The sequence below is a fragment of the Levilactobacillus suantsaii genome (assembly GCF_004115745.1).
GTDB lineage: Bacteria > Bacillota > Bacilli > Lactobacillales > Lactobacillaceae > Levilactobacillus > Levilactobacillus suantsaii.
In genome coordinates this window covers 95,942-118,160 of sequence record NZ_QXIL01000006.1, presented here as the reverse complement: position 1 = coordinate 118,160, position 22,219 = coordinate 95,942, and the positions used below count along the sequence as shown (strand labels likewise).

The 22,219-nt window shown below is 52.5% G+C and carries 25 protein-coding genes and 1 tRNA gene; 18 read left to right on the top strand and 8 right to left on the bottom strand.

Annotated features, from left to right (window positions below):
• The first annotated feature begins 72 nt into the window (after positions 1–72).
• Positions 73–1,413, top strand: a complete 1,341-nt coding sequence (locus DXH47_RS04955) for an MATE family efflux transporter (RefSeq protein WP_129032138.1) — start codon at positions 73–75, stop codon at positions 1,411–1,413.
• Between the two features lie 139 nt (positions 1,414–1,552).
• Complete coding sequence (locus DXH47_RS04950; RefSeq protein WP_129032136.1) at positions 1,553–2,146, top strand: TetR/AcrR family transcriptional regulator; 594 nt, start codon at positions 1,553–1,555, stop codon at positions 2,144–2,146.
• A 91-nt stretch (positions 2,147–2,237) separates the two neighbouring features.
• On the opposite strand, the gene DXH47_RS04945 is transcribed toward DXH47_RS04950, so the two are convergent.
• A tRNA-Arg gene (locus DXH47_RS04945) sits at positions 2,238–2,311 on the bottom strand.
• A 116-nt stretch (positions 2,312–2,427) separates the two neighbouring features.
• On the opposite strand from DXH47_RS04945, the gene DXH47_RS04940 reads away from it, so the two are divergent.
• From DXH47_RS04940 to DXH47_RS04930, 4 genes are all read left to right on the top strand, one after another.
• Positions 2,428–2,736: a hypothetical protein gene (locus tag DXH47_RS04940; RefSeq protein ID WP_129032134.1), complete on the top strand. Its 309-nt coding sequence runs from the start codon at positions 2,428–2,430 to the stop codon at positions 2,734–2,736.
• A 136-nt stretch (positions 2,737–2,872) separates the two neighbouring features.
• Positions 2,873–3,022 carry a hypothetical protein gene (locus DXH47_RS11635; protein ID WP_170954950.1) on the top strand — a complete coding sequence of 50 codons (150 nt, stop codon included), beginning with the start codon at positions 2,873–2,875 and terminating at the stop codon, positions 3,020–3,022.
• Between the two features lie 90 nt (positions 3,023–3,112).
• Positions 3,113–3,808, top strand: a complete 696-nt coding sequence (locus tag DXH47_RS04935; protein WP_129032132.1) for an NAD(P)H-dependent oxidoreductase — start codon at positions 3,113–3,115, stop codon at positions 3,806–3,808.
• Positions 3,798–3,977, top strand: a complete 180-nt coding sequence (locus tag DXH47_RS04930; protein WP_129032130.1) for a hypothetical protein — start codon at positions 3,798–3,800, stop codon at positions 3,975–3,977. The genes DXH47_RS04935 and DXH47_RS04930 overlap by 11 nt, the downstream gene beginning before the upstream one ends.
• 73 nt (positions 3,978–4,050) lie before the next feature.
• Here DXH47_RS04930 and thiD read toward each other — a convergent pair whose 3' ends face one another.
• Positions 4,051–4,875, bottom strand: coding sequence for a bifunctional hydroxymethylpyrimidine kinase/phosphomethylpyrimidine kinase (thiD, locus tag DXH47_RS04925; protein ID WP_129032128.1), 825 nt, complete (start codon positions 4,873–4,875; stop codon positions 4,051–4,053).
• A 100-nt stretch (positions 4,876–4,975) separates the two neighbouring features.
• On the opposite strand from thiD, the gene DXH47_RS04920 reads away from it, so the two are divergent.
• Positions 4,976–5,269 carry a hypothetical protein gene (locus DXH47_RS04920; RefSeq protein ID WP_129032126.1) on the top strand — a complete coding sequence of 98 codons (294 nt, stop codon included), beginning with the start codon at positions 4,976–4,978 and terminating at the stop codon, positions 5,267–5,269.
• A 53-nt stretch (positions 5,270–5,322) separates the two neighbouring features.
• A complete protein-coding gene (gene codA, locus DXH47_RS04915; RefSeq protein ID WP_129032124.1) occupies positions 5,323–6,576 on the top strand; it encodes a cytosine deaminase in 1,254 nt (417 codons plus the stop codon).
• A gap of 247 nt (positions 6,577–6,823) precedes the next feature.
• Here codA and DXH47_RS04910 read toward each other — a convergent pair whose 3' ends face one another.
• A complete protein-coding gene (locus DXH47_RS04910; RefSeq protein WP_129032122.1) occupies positions 6,824–7,297 on the bottom strand; it encodes a hypothetical protein in 474 nt (157 codons plus the stop codon).
• Between the two features lie 287 nt (positions 7,298–7,584).
• On the opposite strand from DXH47_RS04910, the gene DXH47_RS04905 reads away from it, so the two are divergent.
• The 6 genes from DXH47_RS04905 (at position 7,585) to DXH47_RS04880 (ending at position 13,623) form a co-directional block, all read left to right on the top strand.
• Positions 7,585–8,430 carry a ribonuclease H family protein gene (locus tag DXH47_RS04905; RefSeq protein ID WP_129032119.1) on the top strand — a complete coding sequence of 282 codons (846 nt, stop codon included), beginning with the start codon at positions 7,585–7,587 and terminating at the stop codon, positions 8,428–8,430.
• Between the two features lie 28 nt (positions 8,431–8,458).
• Positions 8,459–8,923 carry a VOC family protein gene (locus DXH47_RS04900; RefSeq protein ID WP_129032117.1) on the top strand — a complete coding sequence of 155 codons (465 nt, stop codon included), beginning with the start codon at positions 8,459–8,461 and terminating at the stop codon, positions 8,921–8,923.
• Between the two features lie 148 nt (positions 8,924–9,071).
• A complete protein-coding gene (locus tag DXH47_RS04895; protein WP_129032115.1) occupies positions 9,072–9,674 on the top strand; it encodes a sugar O-acetyltransferase in 603 nt (200 codons plus the stop codon).
• A 937-nt stretch (positions 9,675–10,611) separates the two neighbouring features.
• Positions 10,612–12,195, top strand: coding sequence for a BCCT family transporter (locus DXH47_RS04890; RefSeq protein WP_129032113.1), 1,584 nt, complete (start codon positions 10,612–10,614; stop codon positions 12,193–12,195).
• A gap of 162 nt (positions 12,196–12,357) precedes the next feature.
• Positions 12,358–12,816, top strand: coding sequence for a universal stress protein (locus DXH47_RS04885; RefSeq protein WP_129032111.1), 459 nt, complete (start codon positions 12,358–12,360; stop codon positions 12,814–12,816).
• A gap of 114 nt (positions 12,817–12,930) precedes the next feature.
• Complete coding sequence (locus DXH47_RS04880) at positions 12,931–13,623, top strand: beta-phosphoglucomutase family hydrolase (RefSeq protein WP_129032109.1); 693 nt, start codon at positions 12,931–12,933, stop codon at positions 13,621–13,623.
• Here the strand turns inward: DXH47_RS04880 and DXH47_RS04875 are convergent.
• The gene (locus tag DXH47_RS04875) at positions 13,562–13,954 is read right to left on the bottom strand and encodes a DUF488 domain-containing protein (RefSeq protein WP_129032107.1); all 393 of its coding nucleotides are present in this window, start codon (positions 13,952–13,954) and stop codon (positions 13,562–13,564) included. The genes DXH47_RS04880 and DXH47_RS04875 overlap by 62 nt on opposite strands.
• A gap of 143 nt (positions 13,955–14,097) precedes the next feature.
• Here DXH47_RS04875 and DXH47_RS04870 point away from each other — a divergent pair, with 143 nt between their 5' ends.
• Positions 14,098–14,727 carry a DNA-3-methyladenine glycosylase gene (locus DXH47_RS04870; protein ID WP_129032105.1) on the top strand — a complete coding sequence of 210 codons (630 nt, stop codon included), beginning with the start codon at positions 14,098–14,100 and terminating at the stop codon, positions 14,725–14,727.
• A 62-nt stretch (positions 14,728–14,789) separates the two neighbouring features.
• Positions 14,790–15,635, top strand: a complete 846-nt coding sequence (locus DXH47_RS04865) for a helix-turn-helix domain-containing protein (protein ID WP_129032103.1) — start codon at positions 14,790–14,792, stop codon at positions 15,633–15,635.
• A 173-nt stretch (positions 15,636–15,808) separates the two neighbouring features.
• On the opposite strand, the gene DXH47_RS04860 is transcribed toward DXH47_RS04865, so the two are convergent.
• The 3 genes from DXH47_RS04860 to DXH47_RS11630 all read right to left on the bottom strand — a co-directional run bounded on the left by DXH47_RS04860 (position 15,809) and on the right by DXH47_RS11630 (position 17,668).
• Positions 15,809–16,531 carry a demethylmenaquinone methyltransferase gene (locus DXH47_RS04860; protein WP_129032101.1) on the bottom strand — a complete coding sequence of 241 codons (723 nt, stop codon included), beginning with the start codon at positions 16,529–16,531 and terminating at the stop codon, positions 15,809–15,811.
• Between the two features lie 19 nt (positions 16,532–16,550).
• The gene (gene map / locus DXH47_RS04855; protein WP_129032099.1) at positions 16,551–17,342 is read right to left on the bottom strand and encodes a type I methionyl aminopeptidase; all 792 of its coding nucleotides are present in this window, start codon (positions 17,340–17,342) and stop codon (positions 16,551–16,553) included.
• Positions 17,343–17,491: 149 nt separating this feature from the next.
• The gene (locus DXH47_RS11630) at positions 17,492–17,668 is read right to left on the bottom strand and encodes a hypothetical protein (RefSeq protein WP_170954949.1); all 177 of its coding nucleotides are present in this window, start codon (positions 17,666–17,668) and stop codon (positions 17,492–17,494) included.
• A gap of 217 nt (positions 17,669–17,885) precedes the next feature.
• Between DXH47_RS11630 and DXH47_RS04850 the strand changes: the two genes are divergently transcribed.
• Positions 17,886–19,316 (top strand): MFS transporter, encoded by a 1,431-nt coding sequence (locus tag DXH47_RS04850; RefSeq protein WP_129032097.1) that lies wholly within the window; start codon positions 17,886–17,888, stop codon positions 19,314–19,316.
• A 93-nt stretch (positions 19,317–19,409) separates the two neighbouring features.
• Here DXH47_RS04850 and DXH47_RS04845 read toward each other — a convergent pair whose 3' ends face one another.
• Positions 19,410–20,231 carry an SDR family NAD(P)-dependent oxidoreductase gene (locus DXH47_RS04845; protein WP_129032094.1) on the bottom strand — a complete coding sequence of 274 codons (822 nt, stop codon included), beginning with the start codon at positions 20,229–20,231 and terminating at the stop codon, positions 19,410–19,412.
• A gap of 243 nt (positions 20,232–20,474) precedes the next feature.
• Between DXH47_RS04845 and DXH47_RS04840 the strand changes: the two genes are divergently transcribed.
• Positions 20,475–22,196: a phosphoenolpyruvate carboxykinase (ATP) gene (locus DXH47_RS04840; protein WP_129032092.1), complete on the top strand. Its 1,722-nt coding sequence runs from the start codon at positions 20,475–20,477 to the stop codon at positions 22,194–22,196.
• Positions 22,197–22,219: the final 23 nt, after the last annotated feature.

Here is a 22,219-nt window from a genome sequence, read left to right as displayed (position 1 = left end):
ACGGGCAAAATGGCGTATACTAATAGGTATTCTGCCCCACAATTATCGGGGGTACATATCGAGGGATGAGTTTTGGAAGATCTATTTGAAAAGGCACCGGTACATCGCGCTTACTTTACCTTGGCGATGCCGGTCGTCTTGAGCATGCTCGCGAGCATGATTTATAACTTGGCGGACACCTTCTTTGTGTCCATGACTCAGAATACGGCGTTGGTGGCGGGGGTCTCACTCTGTACACCGCTGTTTAACCTGATGATTGCCTTAGGGGATATCTTTGGTTTAGGTGGCAGTGCGTATGTGTCCCGGCTATTGGGTCAGCACAATTACGAGTTGGCACGCCGGGTCAGCAGTTTCTGCTTCTACGGCGTCCTGTTTGCCGGGATTGCCGTAGCAGTTTTGATGTTGGTCTTCGAACGGCCGGTTCTGACTTTGATGGGCGCAACGGCCACAACTTACCCGTACGCCGCCCAGTTCTACCGCATCTTTAACGTTGGGGCGGCGCTGGTGGCACTGTCCATCGTTCCCGGGAACTTGATGCGAACGGAAGGCCGGGCCAAAGAAAACATGATTGGCAGCGTTGGCGGCATCATCGTCAGCATTGCCCTGGACCCCATCTTGATTTTAAGTTTAAAGTTGGGGGCGGCCGGGGCCGCGTTGGCTAACGTGATCGGTTTCGTGTTGACCGACTTGATTCTGGTCTACTTCGTGCGGCGGCGGTGTCAAATCGTGAACGTCAACTGGCACGAATCGCGGTTACATAAGGCTGACATCTGGCAGATCCTGGTGATTGGGGTGCCGGCTTCCGTGACCAACCTCATGGTTAGTTACCAAACGGCGCTCTTCAACAACTACTTAGCCCGTTACGGGGCCGATCGAGTGGCCGCGTTGGGGATTGCCCTCAAGGTTTACCAGGTGGTCAATGCCATCATGATTGGTTTTGCTTTCGGCGCCCAACCATTGATCGGGTATAGTTATGGGGCCAATGATAAGCCCCGCCTGCAAAAAGTCATTCGCTTTGATTTGATGGTCGAAGTGGTCTGGTCGCTAGTCATGGCGTCCTTGATGATTATTGTGTCGCCGTGGTTGGTTTCGTTGTTCTTGAAGAACCCTGCGGTCATTCACTACGGCGGGCAACTGTTGCGTATCTTGCTGGTGACCACACCGTTTGTGGGGGCCATTCTGGTTTACACGACGGTCTTCCAGTCAACGGCTAAGGCTTTGAACGCCTTCATCATGTCGATTTCACGGCAAGGCATTATTTTTACCGTGGCCATCGTCGTGGGGAACTTGTTATTTGGATACACCGGAACGATTTGGTCTCAAGCCATTGCGGACGTCTTGACGGCGCTTTTGGGCTGGGGCTTGTACCGGCACCAGGTTGCCCGAGCAAATCGAGCAGTAACCGAATCTTAACTGAATCCAATGAAAAAAGTCGCGATAAATTATCGCGACTTTTTGTGTTTACCGGCCAAAGGACAATTTCTTCGGGCGTCTGGGACTGGATTAGACCCGGAACCATGGTACAATTTAACGATAGAAGGGGGTTGATGGCATGGGGACGAAACAAGAAACGGACCAACGAATCTTGTTAGCGTTTTCTGAACTACTGCTGAAATATGGTTACCGGGGGACCACGACCCGGAAACTCGCCACCCGCGCTGGAGTCAATGAAAGCACCATCTTTCGCCATTTTCAGGATAAACGGCATCTGTTGGAGCAGTTGATTACGGGTTATCTTGCCGACATTGATCGCATTGGGGAAGTGTTCCAGATGAGTGGCGACGTCGTGTTTGACCTGCAGCGGATTGCCGAACTTTACATTGATTTTGTTCGGCAACACCAATCTATCTTTCTGTTGGACTTACGGGAATCCTATCAGTTTGCCGAGGTTCGGCGGATTGCCGAAAAGTTACCCCTTCGGTTGCGGGAATCACTGACGGGGACCTTCCATAAAATGGTTGCCAGTGGCGAAATGGCGGCTGACGTGAACGTTTCCCAGGAAGTTGATAACTTTATCTTGATCAATTTTGGCAACGCTGTTTTTCGTAGTCTGTACCCGCACGGCGGCATCGGGATCGTCCGGCGGCAGTTCTTACGGGAAAACGTCCGGACCTTTGCCCAGCACCTCCGACCACGGGAAATCTAGCCACGTGACCACAACCATAATAAAAAACGCCAAGTCCACTCGACCTGGGGTCTTTCCTTATCAATTATAATGGGTCTTTGACCCTTAGGAATGTCGCAAGAGAGGTTCGAACCCTCGACCTACGGTTTAGAAGACCGTTGCTCTATCCAGCTGAGCTATTGCGACAAAAGTATTCACAATTATTTATTATAGAGAAGCCGTCGGTCCGTGTCAATCGCGGGTCTGCGAAACGCAGACGCAACTGAGATGTGTCATTCGGCAACCAACCAGGAGGGAATCGCATGGTCATTATTCACGTGGTCGCGGAGATCATTGTTTTCTTTGCGGCCATTAGCTTAATCTACTATTTCTTTCAAATCACCCAGGCTCACGGCGAGCGGAAACAGAACCTGATTTATCTCGCCATCGCCTTGGGTGTCCTCATCGTGGCGTACCCTATCTCGAATTTGGCGGGGAAGTCGGATGTCAGTCCGACAAACCAGGTCTCCCACCAAGTCGACAAAGCTAAAAAACGCCACCAGTCCGTTAAAAAGTCATCGACCGACCAGTCAAAGCCCGCCACGTCAAGTAGTGAGTCGAGCCACCGGTAGCGAAAAATTGGTCTGAATCGGTGGGCGTTAGGGTGAGAAATTATTAAAATTATTATTTTTGATGTTTTTTACTTGCAATCTTTCTGTAACGTTAGGATAATATAACTGTAACCTGATATTAACAGGGGGGATTCTGATGACGGCTGTACTTATTATTTTGTTGATTATCTTGTTCGCTGCAGGAGGGCAATTATACCTCAATAATCTCGCGGCCTTTCGGAAGAAGAGCAAACACCTTGCTGAACGAGACCGTTTCTCCAGTAAGTCGAATCAACGTCTAAGTTAAGCTTAAGCCCGTAAACTTCAGTTAGCGGGCTTTTTTGCTGGGGAAAAATCATTTCTATGCTACAGTGGATTCAGAAAGGAATGGTAACCGATGGCAACCTTAGTGCTGGTAGCCCATCCGCAAGTTGCGGATTCGACCACCCAACAATTTTTACACGCCAGTTTACCGGCCTCACAGGTGACTTGGCATGAACTGGGCGACCTGGGACCAATCGATGTGGCGGCCGAGCAGGCGCTGTTACGTCAAGCCGACCGCATCATCCTACAATTTCCCTTGTACTGGTACGCGGCGCCGGCGAGTTTCAAACGCTGGGAGGATACGGTCTTGACGCGTAACTTCGTGTACGGCGATCACCGCTACCCCCTAGCGGGGAAAGAACTGGGGGTCGTGGTCAGTACGGGGATGCCGCAAACGGCCTTTCGCCGGGGCGGCACGGAAAACTTGACCCTTGACGCGGCTTTGGCGCCGTTAGCTGCGGTAGCCCACCGAGCCAAATTGACGTGGTTACCGCTATTCCCCGTTTATCAGTTCGGTTATATGACTGAGCCGCAAAAATTGCAACTGGTCATTGATTACCAGCGTTATTTGACGCAGACCCAACCGGATACGTTAGCTAACCGGCAGGCTTGGTTTGCAGCCCGCTTACCGGCCATGATTGCCCGTTTAAGCGCCAATCAGCGGCAAACAGGCCAATTGGTGGCCGCAACCTTCGATCAGCAATGCGATGACTTAGAGGGCCTGACAGACACGTTAGCGATGATTAAGGAGGCCGACGATGACGAGTAAGCAGGATTGGCTTCATCAGCAAATACAAGCGTTAGCGGCCCAGCAGCCCCAATTCACGGACCGGGCCTTTTGGGTAGCGTTGGACCGGGTAGTCACCGAACAGGCGCAACGCCACGACCAGTTACAAGGGGAAATCGATGGCCGGACTTGGCGGCCAGACAAGTGGTGACCCGGAGTGACAAGACCAAAAAAGAGTCCGGCCGCAGGGCGCGAACTCTAATGAAACTCGTGAGAGATTAAGGTTACAGTTGGTCGTAAGACGCACGTTGGGCCGCCCAGTGATTGATGGGACCGAACTTATGGCCGACTTCAATCGGGTTACCGATTGCGGTGTTCACGAACGCTTTAGCCAAGGCGATAGCTTGTTTCATTGGCGTGCCCTTGGCTAATTCGGCGGTGATGCAGGCCGACAAAGAATCACCGGTCCCGTTGACCCGGTCGGTATCGTGGTAAGGTTGGCTCAACCAGAAGCTTTCGCCAGACTCTAAGAGGACGAAGTCACGGACCACCGTCTGGTTGGCGATGGCGTGACTGCCCTTAGCGATGATGTTCTTGGCACCCATGGTTTGCATTTTCTGGGTGGCCGCGACCATGTCGGCATCGCTGTGAATTGTGATTTCTGCGATCTTTTCGACCTCGTAGAAGTTGGGGGTCAAAACCGTAGCCAATGGCAACAGCTTCGTCCGGAGCGTTTCAAAGGCGCTCTCTTCGAGCAGCTGGTTGCCGTGCTTGGTCATGATGACGGGATCGACGACCAACGGGCCAAAATCAGCTTGCTGGTAGTTACGCACGACATCGTTGATCAGTTCCGAATCGGCGAGCATCCCGGTCTTAGCAGCACGAATATGGTAATCGTCTGCTAAATCCTGGAATTCCTGATCGATAAAATCCGTAGGCATGGGGATGCTGGCGTGGATACCATAGGAGTTTCCCGCCACGCACGCGGTAATGACGGACGCGCCGTAAACGTTGCGGGCAAAGAAAGTATGTAGGTCAGCCTGCATGCCAGCACTGCCGTCGCTATCGGACCCGGCGATGGTCAGCGCTTGTGGATAAGTATTTGTCATATAAACCCTCCTAAGAAATGTCATTAAGCCTAGGATAGCATGAATTGCCACGGGGAACGATTAAATCGATTAAAAATTAGTGCGAGGGGGTAAACGGATTATGGGGAAACGTTGGCGGGGGCCACTCTGGGGCCTTATCGGACTGCTCATGGGGAGCTATGCGCTTACGGGGGCCCTCGGCTGGGCGTATCTCCTAACGGGTAACGAACCACTGACCTTAACGTTCGGATTGCTGGGATGTGTGCTAAGCTTAATAGGCCTAGGGAAAACGTTCGCTCACCAATCGGGCTGGTGGCTGGTCTGGACCGTGGTGGCTATGTGGGTCGCCGTTATCGGCGCTTTTGCCGACGGGTTGTTGCTCTGGTTCGGCCGGACCATCACTGGTTTTTATTAACGTTGCACCGAGGCAACGGTCAAACTTACAGGATAGAAGGGAACTGAAACGTCATGTTAATTCAACAGGGTTTCATTGAAAATGCCACGGAACCACAGGATATTCGAATCGAAAAGGGTCGCTTTACGGCCATTGCCCCGCACTTGACGCCGCTAGACCATGAAGATGTCCTGGACGCCAAGGGAAAGCTGATTTTACCACCATTCGTGGATCCACACGTTCATTTGGACAGCACCATGACGGCAGGGGACCCCGAATGGAACCAATCCGGGACGCTTTTTGATGGCATTCGTATCTGGGGAGAACGCAAGAAGACACTGACTCACGATGACGTCAAACAGCGGGCCCGACAGGCACTGGAGTTGCAAGCGTCACATGGGATTCAGTTCGTCCGTTCCCACGTGGATGTGACCGACCCGCATTTGACGGCATTGAAGGCTTTGATCGAAGTTCGTGACGAGGTCAAAGACTTTATCGAGTTGCAGTTGGTCGCTTTTCCACAAGACGGCATCTTGTCATTTCCACACGGGAAGGAACTCGTAGAACGCGCGGCCCAATTAGGAGTCGACGCGATTGGGGCGATTCCGCACTTCGAATTTACCCGGGAATACAGCGTGGAATCCTTACACTTTGCGGTGGGTATCGCCCAAAAGTACGGGAAATTAGTCGATGCGCACTGTGACGAGATCGATGATCCGGCATCGCGTGGCTTGGAGACGCTGGCGACGTTGGCCTACGAAACGGGGTTACGCGACAAAGTCACGGCCAGCCACACCACGGCGATGGGCTCGTACAACAACGCCTACGCTTACAAGTTGATGCGCTTGCTGAAGCTCTCGGGCATCAACATGATTTCGAACCCGCTGATCAACACTCACTTGGGTGGTCGCTTTGACACCTATCCAAAGCGTCGGGGCTTGACCCGGGTCAAGGAACTCAACGAAGCAGGCATCAACGTGGCTTTCGGTGAAGATGACATCAAGGACCCGTGGTACCCGATGGGCGATGGCAACATGTTGGATGCGTTACATACCGGGATTCACGTGACCCAAATGATGGGCTACGACGATATTTTGAACTCCTATCAATTTATAACCACCCACGGGGCTAAAGCCATGCACGTGGCCGACCACTACGGTATCGAAGTCGGTAAACCGGCGAACCTGGTCGTGATGAACAGCGATAACTTCTACAACGCGTTGAACACCCGTGCAGAAGTGTTGTATTCGATTCATCACGGCAAGGTGATTGTCCGGACCGAACCGAAACACGTCCACCTTCATTTGACACAAGACGAATTGAAATGATGCTTAAAAAGTCGCGCATTAATGACTCCGGTGAGACGCCTGCTTGGGGGTAGGCTCACCGAATTCGGGCTCAGCGCAACGACCTGACTTTTGGCGCCCGTTGCGGTATCGTTCTATTGGGTCACTTAAAAAGTGCACCGCCTTTAAATGGCTTTCCCATTTAAAGGCGGTGCACTTTAGTGTTTTGTCCCCGGCCCGTTTACCGATTAATGGGGACACAAAAAGCGTTCCCGAAAACGCGGAACGCCTATTTCTTCGCGTGTTTACTTTTCTTAACCACGGCAATCGTCGGTTTTTTCGCTACAGTGCTGGGTTTCTTTTTCTCGTGATGCTGGGTCCGTAGTTGTTTCTTCAGGACTTCAATTTCGTCAACGTGTAAGGATTTCCATTCTTGGTAGGAACTAGCGGAGTCAGTGTCGGTTGGTTTCAGACCGGTGTTTAACCAAAAGCAGGCCTCAGACAAACTAGGAAAATTATGAATCCACAACGTTTGGCCGTTGTCGGAATCAAACGCCACGTAAGACCGGAAGTGCCGTTTCAAGAAGGTGTGTCGGCGAATTTTAAACGCTTCACGTTTGCGGGTTAACCGATAATCTGGCAAGATATACTGACCGGAAAGTGCAAGGTGGGGAAAACGTTCGCCCCGTTGGTCGTGCTGATCTTTCAGCATGGCCCGGGCTTGGTCAACGGTAATGAGTGTTGCACGGATAGGACTTTCCATAAAGACCCCCCTTAGAAGTTTTAGACAAGGTAACAGATAAAGTCACTTTCCGGTCGGTAAAATCCCCTTATATACTAGGTTAGCATAATCTGTGCATAATGAAAACAAATATCCCCTGCAAAGGGCAGAATCCCGAATGAAAGCGGGAGCTAAGTCATTAGTCAGTTGATTTAACTTGTGAAATCGGCAAAGGTAACGGCTTCACAATTTTGGTAATACCCATTTTCAAAAATCTGATGAAAAAGTATGGTAAACTAACAAGGATTAGTGTGAAAGTGGGGATGACGATGGGACAGAAGTTTTATGCGGTCCGCCGCGGTCGTAAGCCCGGCATCTACCGGACTTGGCCGGAAGCTCAACGACAAGTCCAAGGGTTTCCGGGCGCCCGTTACAAGAGCTTTGCCACGCGCGGCGAAGCGCAGGCTTTTCTGACGGGGGAGCCCCCAAAAACGACGGCTAAAGTAGCGTCAAGCTCTCTGGCAACTCAATCGGGTGCCCAGACAACAGCGACGTCAACTAGTGAAATTACCGTTTATACGGACGGTGGCTCACGCAATACTGGTAACGTGGCGGGGGGCCACGTGCGGCAGGGTGATAAGGCCGCTTGGGCCTACCGCATCGAGTTGCCTGAGCAAGTCGTGACCGATTCTGCCGGTGAATGGGGCGCCAGTAATAACCGGATGGAGATCATGGCGTTTTTGCAAGCCCTCCAACGGTTAGTGGCACTCGACCAGACGGCGCGCCAAATTCAATTCGTGCTGGATTCCCAGTACGTTTTGAATGCCGTGACCAAGGGTTGGCTTTCTGGTTGGAAACGGCGTGGATGGAAGCGCAGCGCGGGGCCGTTAGCCAACACTGAGCTTTGGCAGCAAGTCGACCCCCTGTTAGGGCAGTTCCAGCACCTGAGTTTTCACTGGACGAAGGGGCACGCCACGAATCAAGGCAACGTGTTTGTCGACCACCTGTTAAACACGACGATGGATCAGATGGGGTCAACGGCCACTAACTCGCGGGTAAAACCGACGGGGACCCCGGCTAAGCAACCAACAGCCCAACCGGCGAATCAACAAACTGTTGACCAGTCGGTCGCGGCTATTCGGCGCATCCTCCAGATGCCGCCGGATGAGGAGTAATCAGACTAAGAATAATGAGGTAACGATCATGGAAGCAAAAATGATTCCCTATTTGGAATTCGAGAATGCTAAGGAAGCCTTAGCTTACTATCAACAAGTCTTTGGGGCCACGAACGTTTATCGGGTCAGTCCGACCGCGGACGAAGCGGAACAGTATGGGCTGAACGCTGACGTGGAATTGAGCCAATTGACCATGCGCGGGGGCTTTCAATTATTAGGGTTAGACGTGCAATGTGCCGACGCCTTCATGGGTCAACCCACGTCCTCGACGTTGATTTCACTGATGTTGCTGGTTGATGAGGACGACAGCGACAGCGTGAAGGCCTTAACGGCACTCTATCAACGCTTGGTGAAGGCCGACGTCAAGATTATCAGTCCGTTTACGGATCAACAACAGGGTGGTAAGATGGGCCAAATTGTTGATGCGTATGGCATCACCTGGATCCTCCGGGAAGCCCCGACACAACCCGTTGTGCCGACCCCGGCGGACTAAAGTGCCACTAAATCGATCATAAACCGGGGTCCGGGCAGGTTTTGCCGGGCTTTTTTGGCGTCCCCAGGTGGTGGGCTTTAGAGACCGTGCCTAGGGACTTCTGGGGGAAAGTGGTATCATTAACGGATATAGAGGAGTGATTCATGTTATGGCAACAGAACGGGAAAAGATGACCGCGGGCCAGCCCTACAAACAGTTCGATCACGAGTTGATTGCGCGGCGGACCGCAGCCCGGAAACAATTACGGGCGGTCAACCAGTTAGACGACAACGATGAACGGAACGCCGGCTACCGCAAGCTTATCACCGATACGGGTGACGACTTCTTCGTGGAAGCAGGGTTCAAATTTGATTACGGGTGGAATATCCACATCGGTGATCACTTTTATGGCAATTACGATATGACTTTCCTGGATACTTGTCCCATCACGATTGGTGAACACTGCTACTTTGGACCGAACATTGGTCTTTACACGCCGGTCCATCCCTTGAATGCGCTGGCCCGGTCGGCCGACGTGGAAATGGGCGCCCCCATCACCATTGGCGATAACGCCTGGTTGGGGGGCCGAGTCACTATTTTACCCGGGGTCACGTTGGGGAATAATGTGGTCGTAGGGGCCGGTTCCGTGGTGACGAAGTCCTTTGGCGACAACGTGGTCATTGCCGGTAACCCCGCGCGGGTCATCAAGGAAATCGATAATGGCGCGACGGGCAACGCCGCTGTTAAGGCGAAATGGCCCTGGGCTTTTTAGTTGCCGGCCAACCAATTGTCGACAATCAAAATTCTCATCAAATTCTTAGATTAAAGCCATGATGGGGACCGCAACCGTTTACAAAAGTAGGCTAATGTCTGATTTAAGGTTAGGGTTTTACTAATGACAGCGACCGCGTATAATAAGCTTTGGATATTGCTTCACAGGAATGCAGTCGTAGCGGCTGTTTAGGCGCGTAGCGTCGGACTCGTGGGACGACCCGGTTCGGCGCTTTTTGTGTATCCTGGGAGCGTGACACCCCGAGCGAAAGTCGTTCGGGTAGACTAATGAGGAGGTAATTGATGATTTCTAATTTCACCTAAAACATCTGTTGGCCTAATACAGCCAACAACGTTTCGAATGCGGTTATCATTTTCGATTACCGAAGATTGGCGGAACCTTAAGCCAACCCGACACGCAGTCTTTGTTCTCTAATGAGTCAGTCATTGATGTTTTGCCAATCGTGAGGCCTCAACTTGCGACGTCGCGACTGATGGGGGGCAAAGTGTTGAGCCAGTTGAAGGTTTGTCGGCACTGAGTTTTATTTGCGAGGCTTCGATCAGTATCTTGCACCGCAGGCCAGACCGAAGAAGGAAGGAAAATCTGCTACTGATTTTATACCTAGCAAAACTAGGCCGAACGTGCAAAAACTCTATCAGGAACGGAGTGTTCCCGTTCCTGCGCCCAACGAGGTTTTGTCAAAGCCCTGTTAAAAATCTGGAGATACTGAAAATCTTTGTGCGGTCGTTGACCGTTAGCAAAGGGCTGTACCGGTAGCTAGCCGGGAATTAACGCTTGTGGACTAGGCACTAAATTGTGTGTGATACAATTTGACGAGTGCGAATAGGACGAAGCAAGAACTTCTGAAACTTTTAACCAAGTTATCAGTGGCAGGATTTTTATTTTAGCGCGAAAAAATATTGATAAGTTAGTGTTCGTGCCAACCTTTGTCTTGTTTATTATCGCGTCCATCTTCTTTATTATGGGCGGTGATCGATTACAGGCAACGTTAAGTACCGTGCTGAGTTGGATTGATACCAACATGGCGTGGGCTTATCTGCTGGTTTACGTGATCAACTTTTTATTCTTTATGTATCTCGCTTTTGGTAAGTTTGGGAAAATTAAATTAGGGGATCCCGATGACAAGCCGCGTTACAGCAGCTTCCAGTGGGGGAGTATGGTCTTTGCGACGGCGATTGATGCCAGTATCTTAATGCTCTCCATCGTTGACCCCCTGCGGTACTTGCAGCACCCGGCCTTCGGGTTAAAGCCGTTTTCCAAAGCGGCTTACGGGGCAGCACACATGTACGGTCAGTTCAACTGGGGGCCGATGGCGTGGATGATGTTCGCGCCGGCTACCATTGCGATTGCCTACGTGTTGTTCGTGAAGCACGGAAAAGTGCAACGGGTAAGTGCCGCCATTACCAGCCTCCAAGGTGATAGTCGCGGTAAGAAGATTGCCCGTCAGGTGATTGACTTCCTCGTGGTCTTCGGGATCATGGGCGGAATCGGATCATCGGTCGGCATGGAAATTCCGATTATTTCGAAAGTCTTAAGTCGCTTGACCGGGGTTCAAGATAACTTGACCCTGAAGATTGAGCTCTTTATTATTTTATTCGTTTTGTTTGCCGTCACGGTCTTCCACGGGTTAAACGGGGGGATTGACCGGTTGAGTGCGGCACATATTTGGACCGCCTTAGGACTGTTGGCCTTGATTTTGATTATCGGACCAACCATGTATATTTTGAATTCCGAAACCAACAGTTTGGGCTTGATGGCCCAGAAGTTTGTCTCGATGGCCACGAATACCCTGCCGAACGGTGGGGACACCACGGCCCAGCAGGAAACCATTTTCTACTGGGGTTGGTGGTTGTCCTACATGCCCGTCATGGGACTGTTTATCGCCCGGATCTCTAAAGGCCGGACTATCAAGCAGGTCTTGATTGGAATGCTGACTTATGGGGCTTTGGGTTGCATGAGCTTCTACGCCATCTTCGGGGGTTACTCCCTGTGGCTCCAGCAGACGGGGGCTGTGAACTTGGTCCACATCTTAAACACGCAGGGGCAGGCCGCCGTGGTCGCCACGGTGATCTCTACCTTACCGTTTAAGATGATTGTGTTGGCCTTGTACTGCATCTCGTGTTTCATCTTCTTGGCCACCACGATTTCGTCATCGGCGTTCATCGTGTCGTCGTTCACCAGTCTGAACTTAGACGATGGGCAACAACCAAGTCGTTGGAACCGGATGGTCTGGGTCGTCGTCTTCATTTTCTTCTCCTTCGGGATTGTGATGGTCGGGGGCTTCAAGACTGTTCAGACGGTCTCAACGATTGCTGGATTCCCGTTGATGGCAGTTTGCCTGTTGTTGCTTCATTCCATCTGGCACATGTTAACGGCGAAGACCAAGCCAGCCACGGCACCCGTGGTTGTGCCTAAGCCAGTGGTGATGCGCCGAATTACGGTTGAATTACCACACGCGGTTCGCGGACCGATGATTCTGTCACCGGACCACGCCCGTTAAGGTCAGGCATCATTAACTTAAATCGAATTAGAAAAAGGGTCCTGCCGACTGATTGTCGGTGGGGTCCTTTTTAGTTAAGGCCGTCGCTTAGCGGTTCGGTTGCGTTTTCATAACTGGTTGTTATAATGAAATCAGGAAAAAGAGAACACCAGGAGGGGTTTTATGCCAGAAGAAGAGTACCGCCCGTTATTTTTTGACCGGATTTTGATTACGATTGATGAAGATGATCGCCCATCGACCAGTCGCGCCTTTCGCTTTGCGCTGACCATGGCGCGGGATTACGATGCCGAACTGGGAATCGTGTCGGTCCTAGAAAATAACGATATTAGCGTCTACGACTCGTTAATGCCGGATAAGCTACACCAGAAGCGTACGGAACTCCAAACGGTCGTTAAAGATTACGCCGCTAAGGCCGAAAGCTTTGGCGTCAAGCACGTTCAACCGCTGGTTGCTGAAGGCGGTGACGTGGACGACGTCATCTTACAGCAGGTCATTCCGAGCTTTGAGCCCGATTTGGTCGTCTGTGGGGCCGACGTTGACTTCGCGTCACACGGCCGACCAGGAGCTATTGGTCTGCGCTTGGCCCGCAAGGCCGACGTGTCCGTCATTGTGATTCGTTAAGACGGTTGATTGAAGTCACTTTAAAAGCGCCAGCGGATGAAATACCGTTGACGCTTTTAATGCTAATTGGGGTGTATAATTGCGCCTAATGAGTACGCGATAGGGGGGAGTCTCGTGACTAAAACACAGATTAAAGGCTTTTTATTTGATCTCCACGGCGTGATCGCTGATTCCTGGCAGTATCACTTGCAATCCTGGCAGGCCGTAGCTCGTGAGCTCCAGATTCCGTGGACCGCCGATTTGACGCGCCGGTTACCAGGGATGAGTCGGCGTCAATCACTGGTGACGATTCTAGACTCGGTGGGGCAACCCGACCGATTAGACGCCCAACAGTTCCAACAGATGACCGATCATGAAAATGAGCTGTACCGCCAATTTGTGGCTCAGATGACGCCGGCCAACCGGTTACCGGGGATTACGGCCTTTTTGACCGAAGTGACGCAGCAGGGCTACCCAGTGGCCTTAGCGTCGGCCTCAACCAATGCCCCGGCGGAAATCGCCCACCTCGGCTTAACGGCGATTTTTGATAAAATTGTCCCGGCGGCGAGTCTGCCAGCCAGTAAACCGGCCCCCGATGTCTATCTTGCCGCGGCCAAGTTAATCCACCAGGCTCCGGCGCAGTGCGTGGCGTTTGAAGACACGACCACCGGGGTGCAAGCGGCCATGGCGGCAGGGTGTTTGACCATCGGCATCAACGCTCAGCCGTTAACGCCGGTTACCGCGATGCTCGCCAGTACTGAAGAGCTTAGTCTGCCAACCGTTCAGCGGATACTTGCCCCGCAAGCTGAGCTTGTAGCCAAGCCTTGAGGACTACGGCCTGATTGTGGGTCTGGTCCTTGGCGCCGTAAAGTAAGATGACGTCTTGTTGGGGCAATTGCTCCGCCAGGAGTTGCAAAAAGGCGTCCTTGTCCGGGTTAGCGGCCAGCTCCGCTAAGTAGCGGGCCCGAAATTCGGGAAATTTTTCGGGATCGTGGTTGAACCATTTACGTAGGTCGGTCGATGGCCCAATCGACTTTTCCCAGCGATCCAACTTAGCGTTGACTTTAGAAATGCCGCGGGGCCATAACCGGTCGACGAGGACCCGGTAACCGCTAAGGTCGGCGGGCTTGGTATAGATGCGTTCTAATTTTAATGCCATCAGTCATATCATCTCCTATGCCCCATTTTACCGTTTCGTAAGCTGGGTGCAAGCGTACTTCTTTTAGATTGTCTCTCGCAGAAAACGGAAACCGGGTGTACAATTAAAGGGGAAGTAGAAATTTTTGGAAGGGAGCGTAGCGGATGACGAACCCAATTGGCGATTTTTATACGGGTCGGCCAACCGAGCAGATTGCCCAAGACCTGTTAGGGCATGAGTTGATTTACGAGACCCGGGCTGGTGTGATGAGTGGTTGGATCGTGGAGACCGAAGCTTATCTGGGCGAGCAGGATACTGCTGCGCATGCCTTTGGCGGCCGGAAGACGGCGGCTAACGCGGCGTTGTATGATGCCCCGGGTACCATCTACATTTACGTGTTACAGGGTTATTACATGTTTGATGTCGCGACCCAAGCCAACGGGGTGCCTCAAGGAATCTTGATTCGCGGGTTAGAACCGCACCGGGGGCGTGAACTCATGCAGATTCACCGCGACCAACCGGTGTTGAACCTGACCAATGGACCGGGAAAGTTGATGGCGGCTTTAGGAATTCACACGAAGGACCTTAATCGGACTATGTTGGGAACCCACAACTTGACGATTACGGCGGAAGCCACGCGAGTGCCCCAAAGAATTCAGGCTTCAGCACGGGTCGGCGTCAGCGCCGGTAGCTGGCAAGACCAACCGTTACGCTTCACGGTCGCTGGTAACCCGTTCGTCTCAGCCAGCCGTAAACGTGACTGGGACCGTACCCACCACGGGTGGCAATTTTAACAGTCGTGGTGTACTCTGAAAGTGTAACCCCGAAACCATTTAAGGAATGAGAATCCAATATTATGAACGTAGAAATTTTCATTGAGACTCGAAAACAGATGCACCTCTCGCAAGATCAGCTGGCTCAGGGAATTTGTACGCAGGCCACCCTTAGTAAATTCGAACGAAAGGGGAAGGTCCCATCGTTAAAAATTCTGTTACAGCTGTGCGACCGCTTAGAATTGACCCTTGATGACCTTTTTCCGGTCAATCAGGGGGGCGATTCCAAACGTGCCGCTATTTTAGAAGCGGCCGAAACGCACCTCCAACGGGAGATGTATCCAGCTGTGCGTGCGGATTTGGTCCAACTAGGCGACCCACATGAGGATTCAACGACCTTTCAGTTGCGTTATTACTTCTTGCGTGGTTACGCGACGGCGTTGGGTCATGGGAGTATCAGCGATGCGTTGTTTGATTTCTCCCAGATTTTAAATCGCTTGGACGAAAGCCATCACTCGATGTACGCCTTATTGGCCTACACGGGGACGGGGATTGCGTACAACCTGGCTGGGGATGCGACCCGAGCTGAATTTTATTTTAATAAGGTTTTTGACGAAATCTATAAATTGTCGTTTAAGACGCATCACAGTATTTGGCGGGCGCTGAACATCGTCAATTACACCGCTGAATTTTACAGTCAGCAACACGATTATGAGACCAGCGACGACTTGTTAGCATACGGCGTGAAGATTTGCGCCCAGTACCACGTGACCTTTTATTTGGCCCGAATCACCTTGCGGCGGGCATTGAACCAGCAACAAGAGCACGGGGATCCTGCGGCCATCCAGCAAGACTTAGACGACGCCGCGGCCTTTGCGCGGTTGAACAATAATCAGCATGTCTTAGCGCTGATCGAACAAGCCCAGTAAGCGACTATTACATAGTAGTCTGGCAATCTAAGACGAGAGCGCAAGGAACTGATGTTGGCGCACGTTTGGCACTATCATGGCCACCAAACAGCTAAAAAGTGCACCGTTTTTAAGTGGATTTTCCATTTAAAAACGGTGCACTTTAGTGTTTTGTAAAGTAATGAGTAGTGGGGTTAACGCCACGGTTTGCGGCCGTAGTGGGCCGCTGCGGCTCCCAGATTGAAACGGGTATAGTGGACCGCCGTTAACCCGGCCGCTTGAAACATCCGGACCAAAGTCGTGGCGGAGACGAACTCATGGGTGGTCCGTTGCAGATACTGGTAAGCACGATAGTGGTGCGCTACCACCCGGCCCATCAAGGGAACCAGGTGACCGAAATACAATTGCCAGCCTGCGTGGATCACCGGGTTGGTCGGTTGGGAGGTTTCTAGACACACCACCTGGCCGCCAGGCTTGACCACCCGGGTCATCTCGGTGAGCACTTGCGCGGCATCGGGGACGTTGCGTAACCCAAAGCCAATCGTGACCACGTCAAAAGTGTCGTCCGGGTAGGGGAGGTGCATGGCGTCGGCCGTTTTGAGGGTGAGTTGACCCTGTAAGTGCTGGGCTCGCGCTTTTTTCTCGGCGATAGTCAGCATCTCGGCACTGAGGTCCAACCCAACCACGTGACCACTGGGGCCGACCGCTTGGGCTAACGCCAGCGTCCAGTCGCCGGTGCCACAGCACAAGTCCAGGGCAAAGTCCCCGGGCGTCACGGCCATGGCCGCCATCACTTTATGGCGCCACACCTGGTGGGTTCCCAGACTGATCAGACGGTTCATCTGGTCATACTGGGGCGCAATTTGGTTGAACAGTGTGGTGACCGTGGCTTCTGGTGTATGATTGGTTAACGACATGCTGACTCCCCCTTAAGGATTAAAGATACTTGGCATCAAATTCGGGGTCCTGCGAGGTTAAAATCTTGGATCCGTCCTTAGTGATGACCAGGGTATGTTCGTATTGGCACGACAAAGAACCGTCGGCGGTGACGTAGTATTCCCAGGTCTTATCGGCCGTGGGCTTCGAGGCGATTTCCCAAGTCCCTAAGTTGACCATCGGTTCGATGGTGATGGTCATGCCTTCGCGGAGCCGTAAGCCGTGGCCCGCTTCACCGTAGTGGGGCACGTTAGGCTGTTCGTGCATGGTCGGCCCAATGCCATGGCCGATGAGTTCGCGGACGTCACCCATATGGTTCTGCGTTTCCACGTAGTCTTGGATGGCGTGGCCAATGTCACCAATCCGGTTGCCGACGACGGCTTGGTCGATGCCCAAGTAGAGCGCCTTCTTGGTGACGGCCATGAGACGCTTGGCATCGTCACTGATGGTGCCGACTGCGTAGGCCCAGCAGGAATCGCTTTCGAACCCATCTAAGTTGACGGTCATGTCAACTTTGACGATGTCCCCGTTCTTTAAAATTAAGTTCTTGCGGGGGATGGCGTGGGCCACTTCATCGTTGACACTGACGCAGGTGGCGTACTTGTACCCCTCAAAGCCCTTTTCGGAAGGTCGAGCGCCGTGCTCTTCGATGTACTTGTTGGCAAATTCTTCGATTTCCCAACTGGAGATACCGGGCTTGATGATCTTGCGTAGGCCCAAATGAACCCCCGCCAAGACAGCGCCAGATTCACGCATTTTTTCGATTTCACGAGCTGATTTAATAGTTATCAACGTGTTGCCTCCCTCTAAATTTATGTCCGTCTCTAATTTACACCTATTTCGCGTTTCCGGCGAGTTTTCAAGTCAGGATTAGGCGGAACCAAAAAGCCCCACGCCAGACCGTTTATCAGCGGGACCAGTGTGGGGCTGGTCATAGTGGCCTAACCCTTGGTGAGTTGGTCGATGTCGCCAGCGTCGATCTTGTTTAAAATATGCTTAGCTTCTTCAATTCGGGCGTCGCAGAGAAAGCGCATCGAACTGTTCTGCTCCTTTTCGGCGGCCGTCATTTGTTCGGTCAGAAAGTTGATTTCATCGTGTAAATAGCTTACTAAGTCCATAGCGTGCCCTCAATTCCTTTAGTCTAGTCATTCATAACCTCTATTGTACCAAAAAAAGGCGGGGAAGTAACGGCTGGTTCGGGGATGGACAGTTGGTAAAATCACCAGCGCTAGCCGGTTAACTTCGGCTGGGCTGAGCGGTGTGAGTTTACAGACCTGCTAAAAAGCGCTAGGATGGAACAGTTAAGAACAATTCTAAACTAGAGGAGTGGGTTAGATGGCAGAAGCACAATCGATTGATTTGAAGGGGAAACCCTATAATCACCTGGCGTTCATCTGGACGCTACTAGCCGGGACCTTCACCATGTCCATCAGTCAGTCGTCCTTGTCGACGGCGTACCCGACGTTGATGCGTTACTTTGGCGTGTCGGCATCGACCGTACAATGGCTGACGACCGGATTCATGTTGGTCATGGTGGTGATGATGCCGGTCAGTCCGTGGTTACTGAATAATTTGCGCTTCCCGATTTTATTTATGAGCATGTTGGCCTTATTCGACGTGGGGACGTTCATTATTTATCTGGCCACCAGCTTTCCGCTGATGTTACTGGGCCGGGTCATGGAGGCCATGGCCGTAGGAATCATGTTTCCATCGTATCAAACTGTGATGTTGCGCATCACGCCCGAGGATAAACGGGGCGGTGTCATGGGCTTCGCCGGGTTAGTCATGGGGTCTGCCTTAGCGGTCGGCCCGATTATCTCTGGCATCGTGTTGAAGTACACCACGTGGCAGGGACTCTTCGTAGTCTTTATGCTGATCATCACGGTAGTCTTTTTGGTGGCGTTCAAGACGATCAAGGACGTTATGCCCCAAAAAACGTCGCGGTTGGATTACATTTCCGTGATTGGCAGTCTTGGGTTCATCGGGATTTTATACGTAGTCAATCAAATTGGTAGCACCGGCGTCAACTGGGGCGCGCAAAGTGTGTTACTGATCGTTAGCTTACTATTGGTTGCCTTCTTCGTTTGGCGGCAATTTCACGTCACCTCACCGTTGCTGGATTTACGGGTCTTAAAGACTTTCAACTTTGACTTGGCCGTGTTGCTGACCGGAACTTCGTACATCGCGTTGATCGTCGTGACGATTATCTTCCCGTTGTACTACCAAAACGTCTTGGGGCTGTCGCCGTTTGCTTCCGGGATGTCGCTGGTTCCTGGGGCCGTTTTGTTAAGCCTCTTGAACCCGTTGACCGGACGCTTAGCCGATAAGATTGGCTTTAAAGGCACCATGTTGACCGGGATGGGCATGATTGTCGTCGGTTGGGCCTTACTGGCTATCATCTCCGGCAAGCAACCGCTGATTGTCATGATTTTGATTGCGGCCCTGATTGAAGGGGGCAATGCCTTCGTCATGATGCCCGCCGTCACGTTGGGGGCTAATTCGCTGCCCGACCAGTTGATTTCACACGGGACCGCGGTTATCACGACGGTGCGGCAAATCCTGGGGTCGACCGGGGTTGCCGTGGCGACCTTGATTCTAGCGGTCGTGACGGCCAGCCACAAGGCTACGATGTCGGCTTCTGCCGCGACCCTCGTGGGGTACCGGCGGGTTTTCATCACCTTCTTGGTGGTCTCGGTACTGGGCTTCATCTTTGCCGCAATGCTGCGCGATGGGCGGAAACAAAAGGCCCAAGCAGCTCAGGATTGATGCCTGACCTTAAATAGAAATGACTAAAAAAGGACGCCACACGGCATGCCCCTAATGGGCATCACGTGCGGCGTCCTTTCGTTTAGTCGGAGGTTAGTGGGTCTCGGCGAACCCGCGCCGGCCACCAGGCTTAGGAATCTGGTTTTGCATCATCACGCTAAAGCCACCGTCAATCGGTAAAGCCGCCGCGTTGATGTAGCTGGAACGGTCGCTGGCCAAGAACAAGATGGCGTTAGCGATGTCTTGAGTGGTGCCGATACGCTTGCTAGCGGTCAGTGCCTTGCGGCCATTTTCCACCTTGGGGTCGGCGTAAAAGTCGGCCGACATCGGCGTCTTGACCAGACAAGGTTCCAAGACATTACTGCGGATGCCAAACATGCCCCATTCGGCCGCCACCTGCTTTGAGAGCATGTTGACCCCAGCCTTACTGGTGCTGTAGGCGCCACTGTAAGTTTCGGGAATGTCACTGGCCACCGTTGAGATGTGAACGAAGGTCCCGTGTTTCTGGGCGATCATCAGTTTGCCAAATTCGTGCGTAATTAGGTAATAGCCGTTCAAGTTGACGTCTAAGACCTGTTTCCAGGTTGCGTAGTCGAGGTCTTCTAACGGGTCGAATTTTAAGATACCCGCCGTGTTGATGACCACGTCGACGTGGTCCAAAGCATCTTTGACCTGGGTAACGGCGTGTTGCACGCTGGTTTCGTCGGTGACGTTGCAGGCCACGGCTAAGGCGTTGGTCTGGTAAGTCGTCTTGAGCTCTTTGACGAATTTTTCGAGGGGGTCACGTTTCATATCTAACGCCACGACGGTCGCTTCTTGGGCGGCTAGTTCGTGACAGATTTTGGTGCCCATACCACCGATAGCACCGGTGACCACGCACACTTTATCTTTGAGTCCGAGCCAATCAGTTGCCATATTCATCATCCTCCTTTAAATTATGTAACCGTTCACTTTCTATGCTAGTCGCTCTTTTGGCAAATACCAATACGATTTTGGGGGCGAATTGATAGGCGGTGTCTATCAAACGGCTGCAAGGGGAGTTTAGTTCGGTTGACAACAAAACCAAAGACCGGGTCAAGAAAGGCTTTCATCTGGGCGGAAAATACGCTAAACTGAGGGCTAATCTAATAATGAGAGCACCATGAGAGGAGCCTTTTTATGCCAGTACCCGCACCGATTGATTTACGCACCTTTTATGCGACCCCCGACCGCAAAGTTGCCGTGTTGAACTACAGTGCCCGCTTTTTGTCGAGCACCTTCGAACTAATCAACAGCGCCGAATTTGCCGCGTTCGTCGCGTTGTTTTTGACCGAACAACAGGATCACCTGCCGACCGTTGCCGATGCCGAGACCACCTTTGCCTGCACGGATGCCGCGACCTATATCGACACGTTAAAGGACGTGTTGACCGACCAGCCCCGGGCCTTTGACCACTTTTCCCGCAAAGAGATCTTGGACAGCATTGAGGCCCTCTACTCGTATTATCGGTCCTATCTGCGCGTGGCCACGATGACCACTCAGCAAAATCACGTGGTCGCCAGTGAATTCATCACCATCGACCAACGGTTCAACGACGTGGTCTTGCGCTTGTACCGAACGATTGAAGAAAAGCTTCAGGGTCATGCCAACCACGTTTACCGGCAAACGGCCGCCGCGACCAGTGCCTGCATGTTACTGCAACGGGTGCAGTGGCCCATTCCGGCTGGGTACGAGGCCCTGCGTGACGTGCGCTTCATCAACCGTTTGATGTTACGGCCACCGATGATGTTGCATACCAAGAGCAACAAGCGCAAAGGCCGCTTCACGGCTAGTCAGGAGAACCCCCTGAAAAACTTCACGGGGGGCTATACCGATTGGCTGTGTTACCCGGCGAAGATTGGGACTAGCCTGGCTTATATTTACTTCCACCGCGACTACTTAGCGTCTGGACTAGCACTGGCGAACCTCTTTCAACTGGCCGACCGTCAGGAAGTCTTGAATCATAAGCCGGACCTGATCTTGCTGTTTGGGTCGCCCAGTGCGGCGGGGGATGCCGACCCAGAAAACGGGCACTATTTCTACGACGCGGCCAACGACCTCTACGTGGGCCAAGTCCCGTATAACGACCAGACCACTTACTTCGGCTACATGAAGAAGATGTGTTTGACGCTGCACAACCTCCACCAGATTGTCCGGCAACGGCTGCCGATTCACGGTGCGATGGTCAAAATTACCTTTGCCAGTGGCCAGGCTAAGACTGTGGTCTTCTTCGGTGACTCCGGGGCTGGTAAGTCCGAATCAATCGAAGCCTTACAGACCGTGGCGGATGACCAAATCGTTAACATCGAGACCATCTTCGATGACATGGGCAGTTTCACCCTGGATAGCCAGGAAGGCTTGTACGCACAGGGGACCGAGACCGGGGCCTTTGTCCGGCTCGACGACCTGAGCAGTGAGGTGGCCTTCACCAACATGGACCGAGGCATTTACATGAATCCCGAACAGGCCAACGCCCGAGTAATCATCCCTGCCAACACCTGGGGCCGGGTGGTGGCGCACCACCACGTCGACATGTGGGTCTACGCCAACAACTACGATGATGCCGTCGGGGTGCACCGCTTCACGGACCAGGAGACTGCCAAGGCGACCTTTGTGGCCGGGAAACGCCGCGCACTCGGGACTACCGACGAAGTGGGGATGAGCACGACCTTCTTCGCCAATCCGTTTGGTCCGGTCCAAGAACCTGCCGCGACGCAACCCATCATCGATGCGGTCTTCGCCCAGTTCTTTAAGGACCAGACCTACGTGGGGGAAATCTACACTCATCTGGGCAACGACAAGTCGCAAGATAAGTTGAACGAGTCCGCTAAGGCATTGTTGGCGGTCCTCATGACAGATTAAAAAATTGATTGAACCGCTTAAAA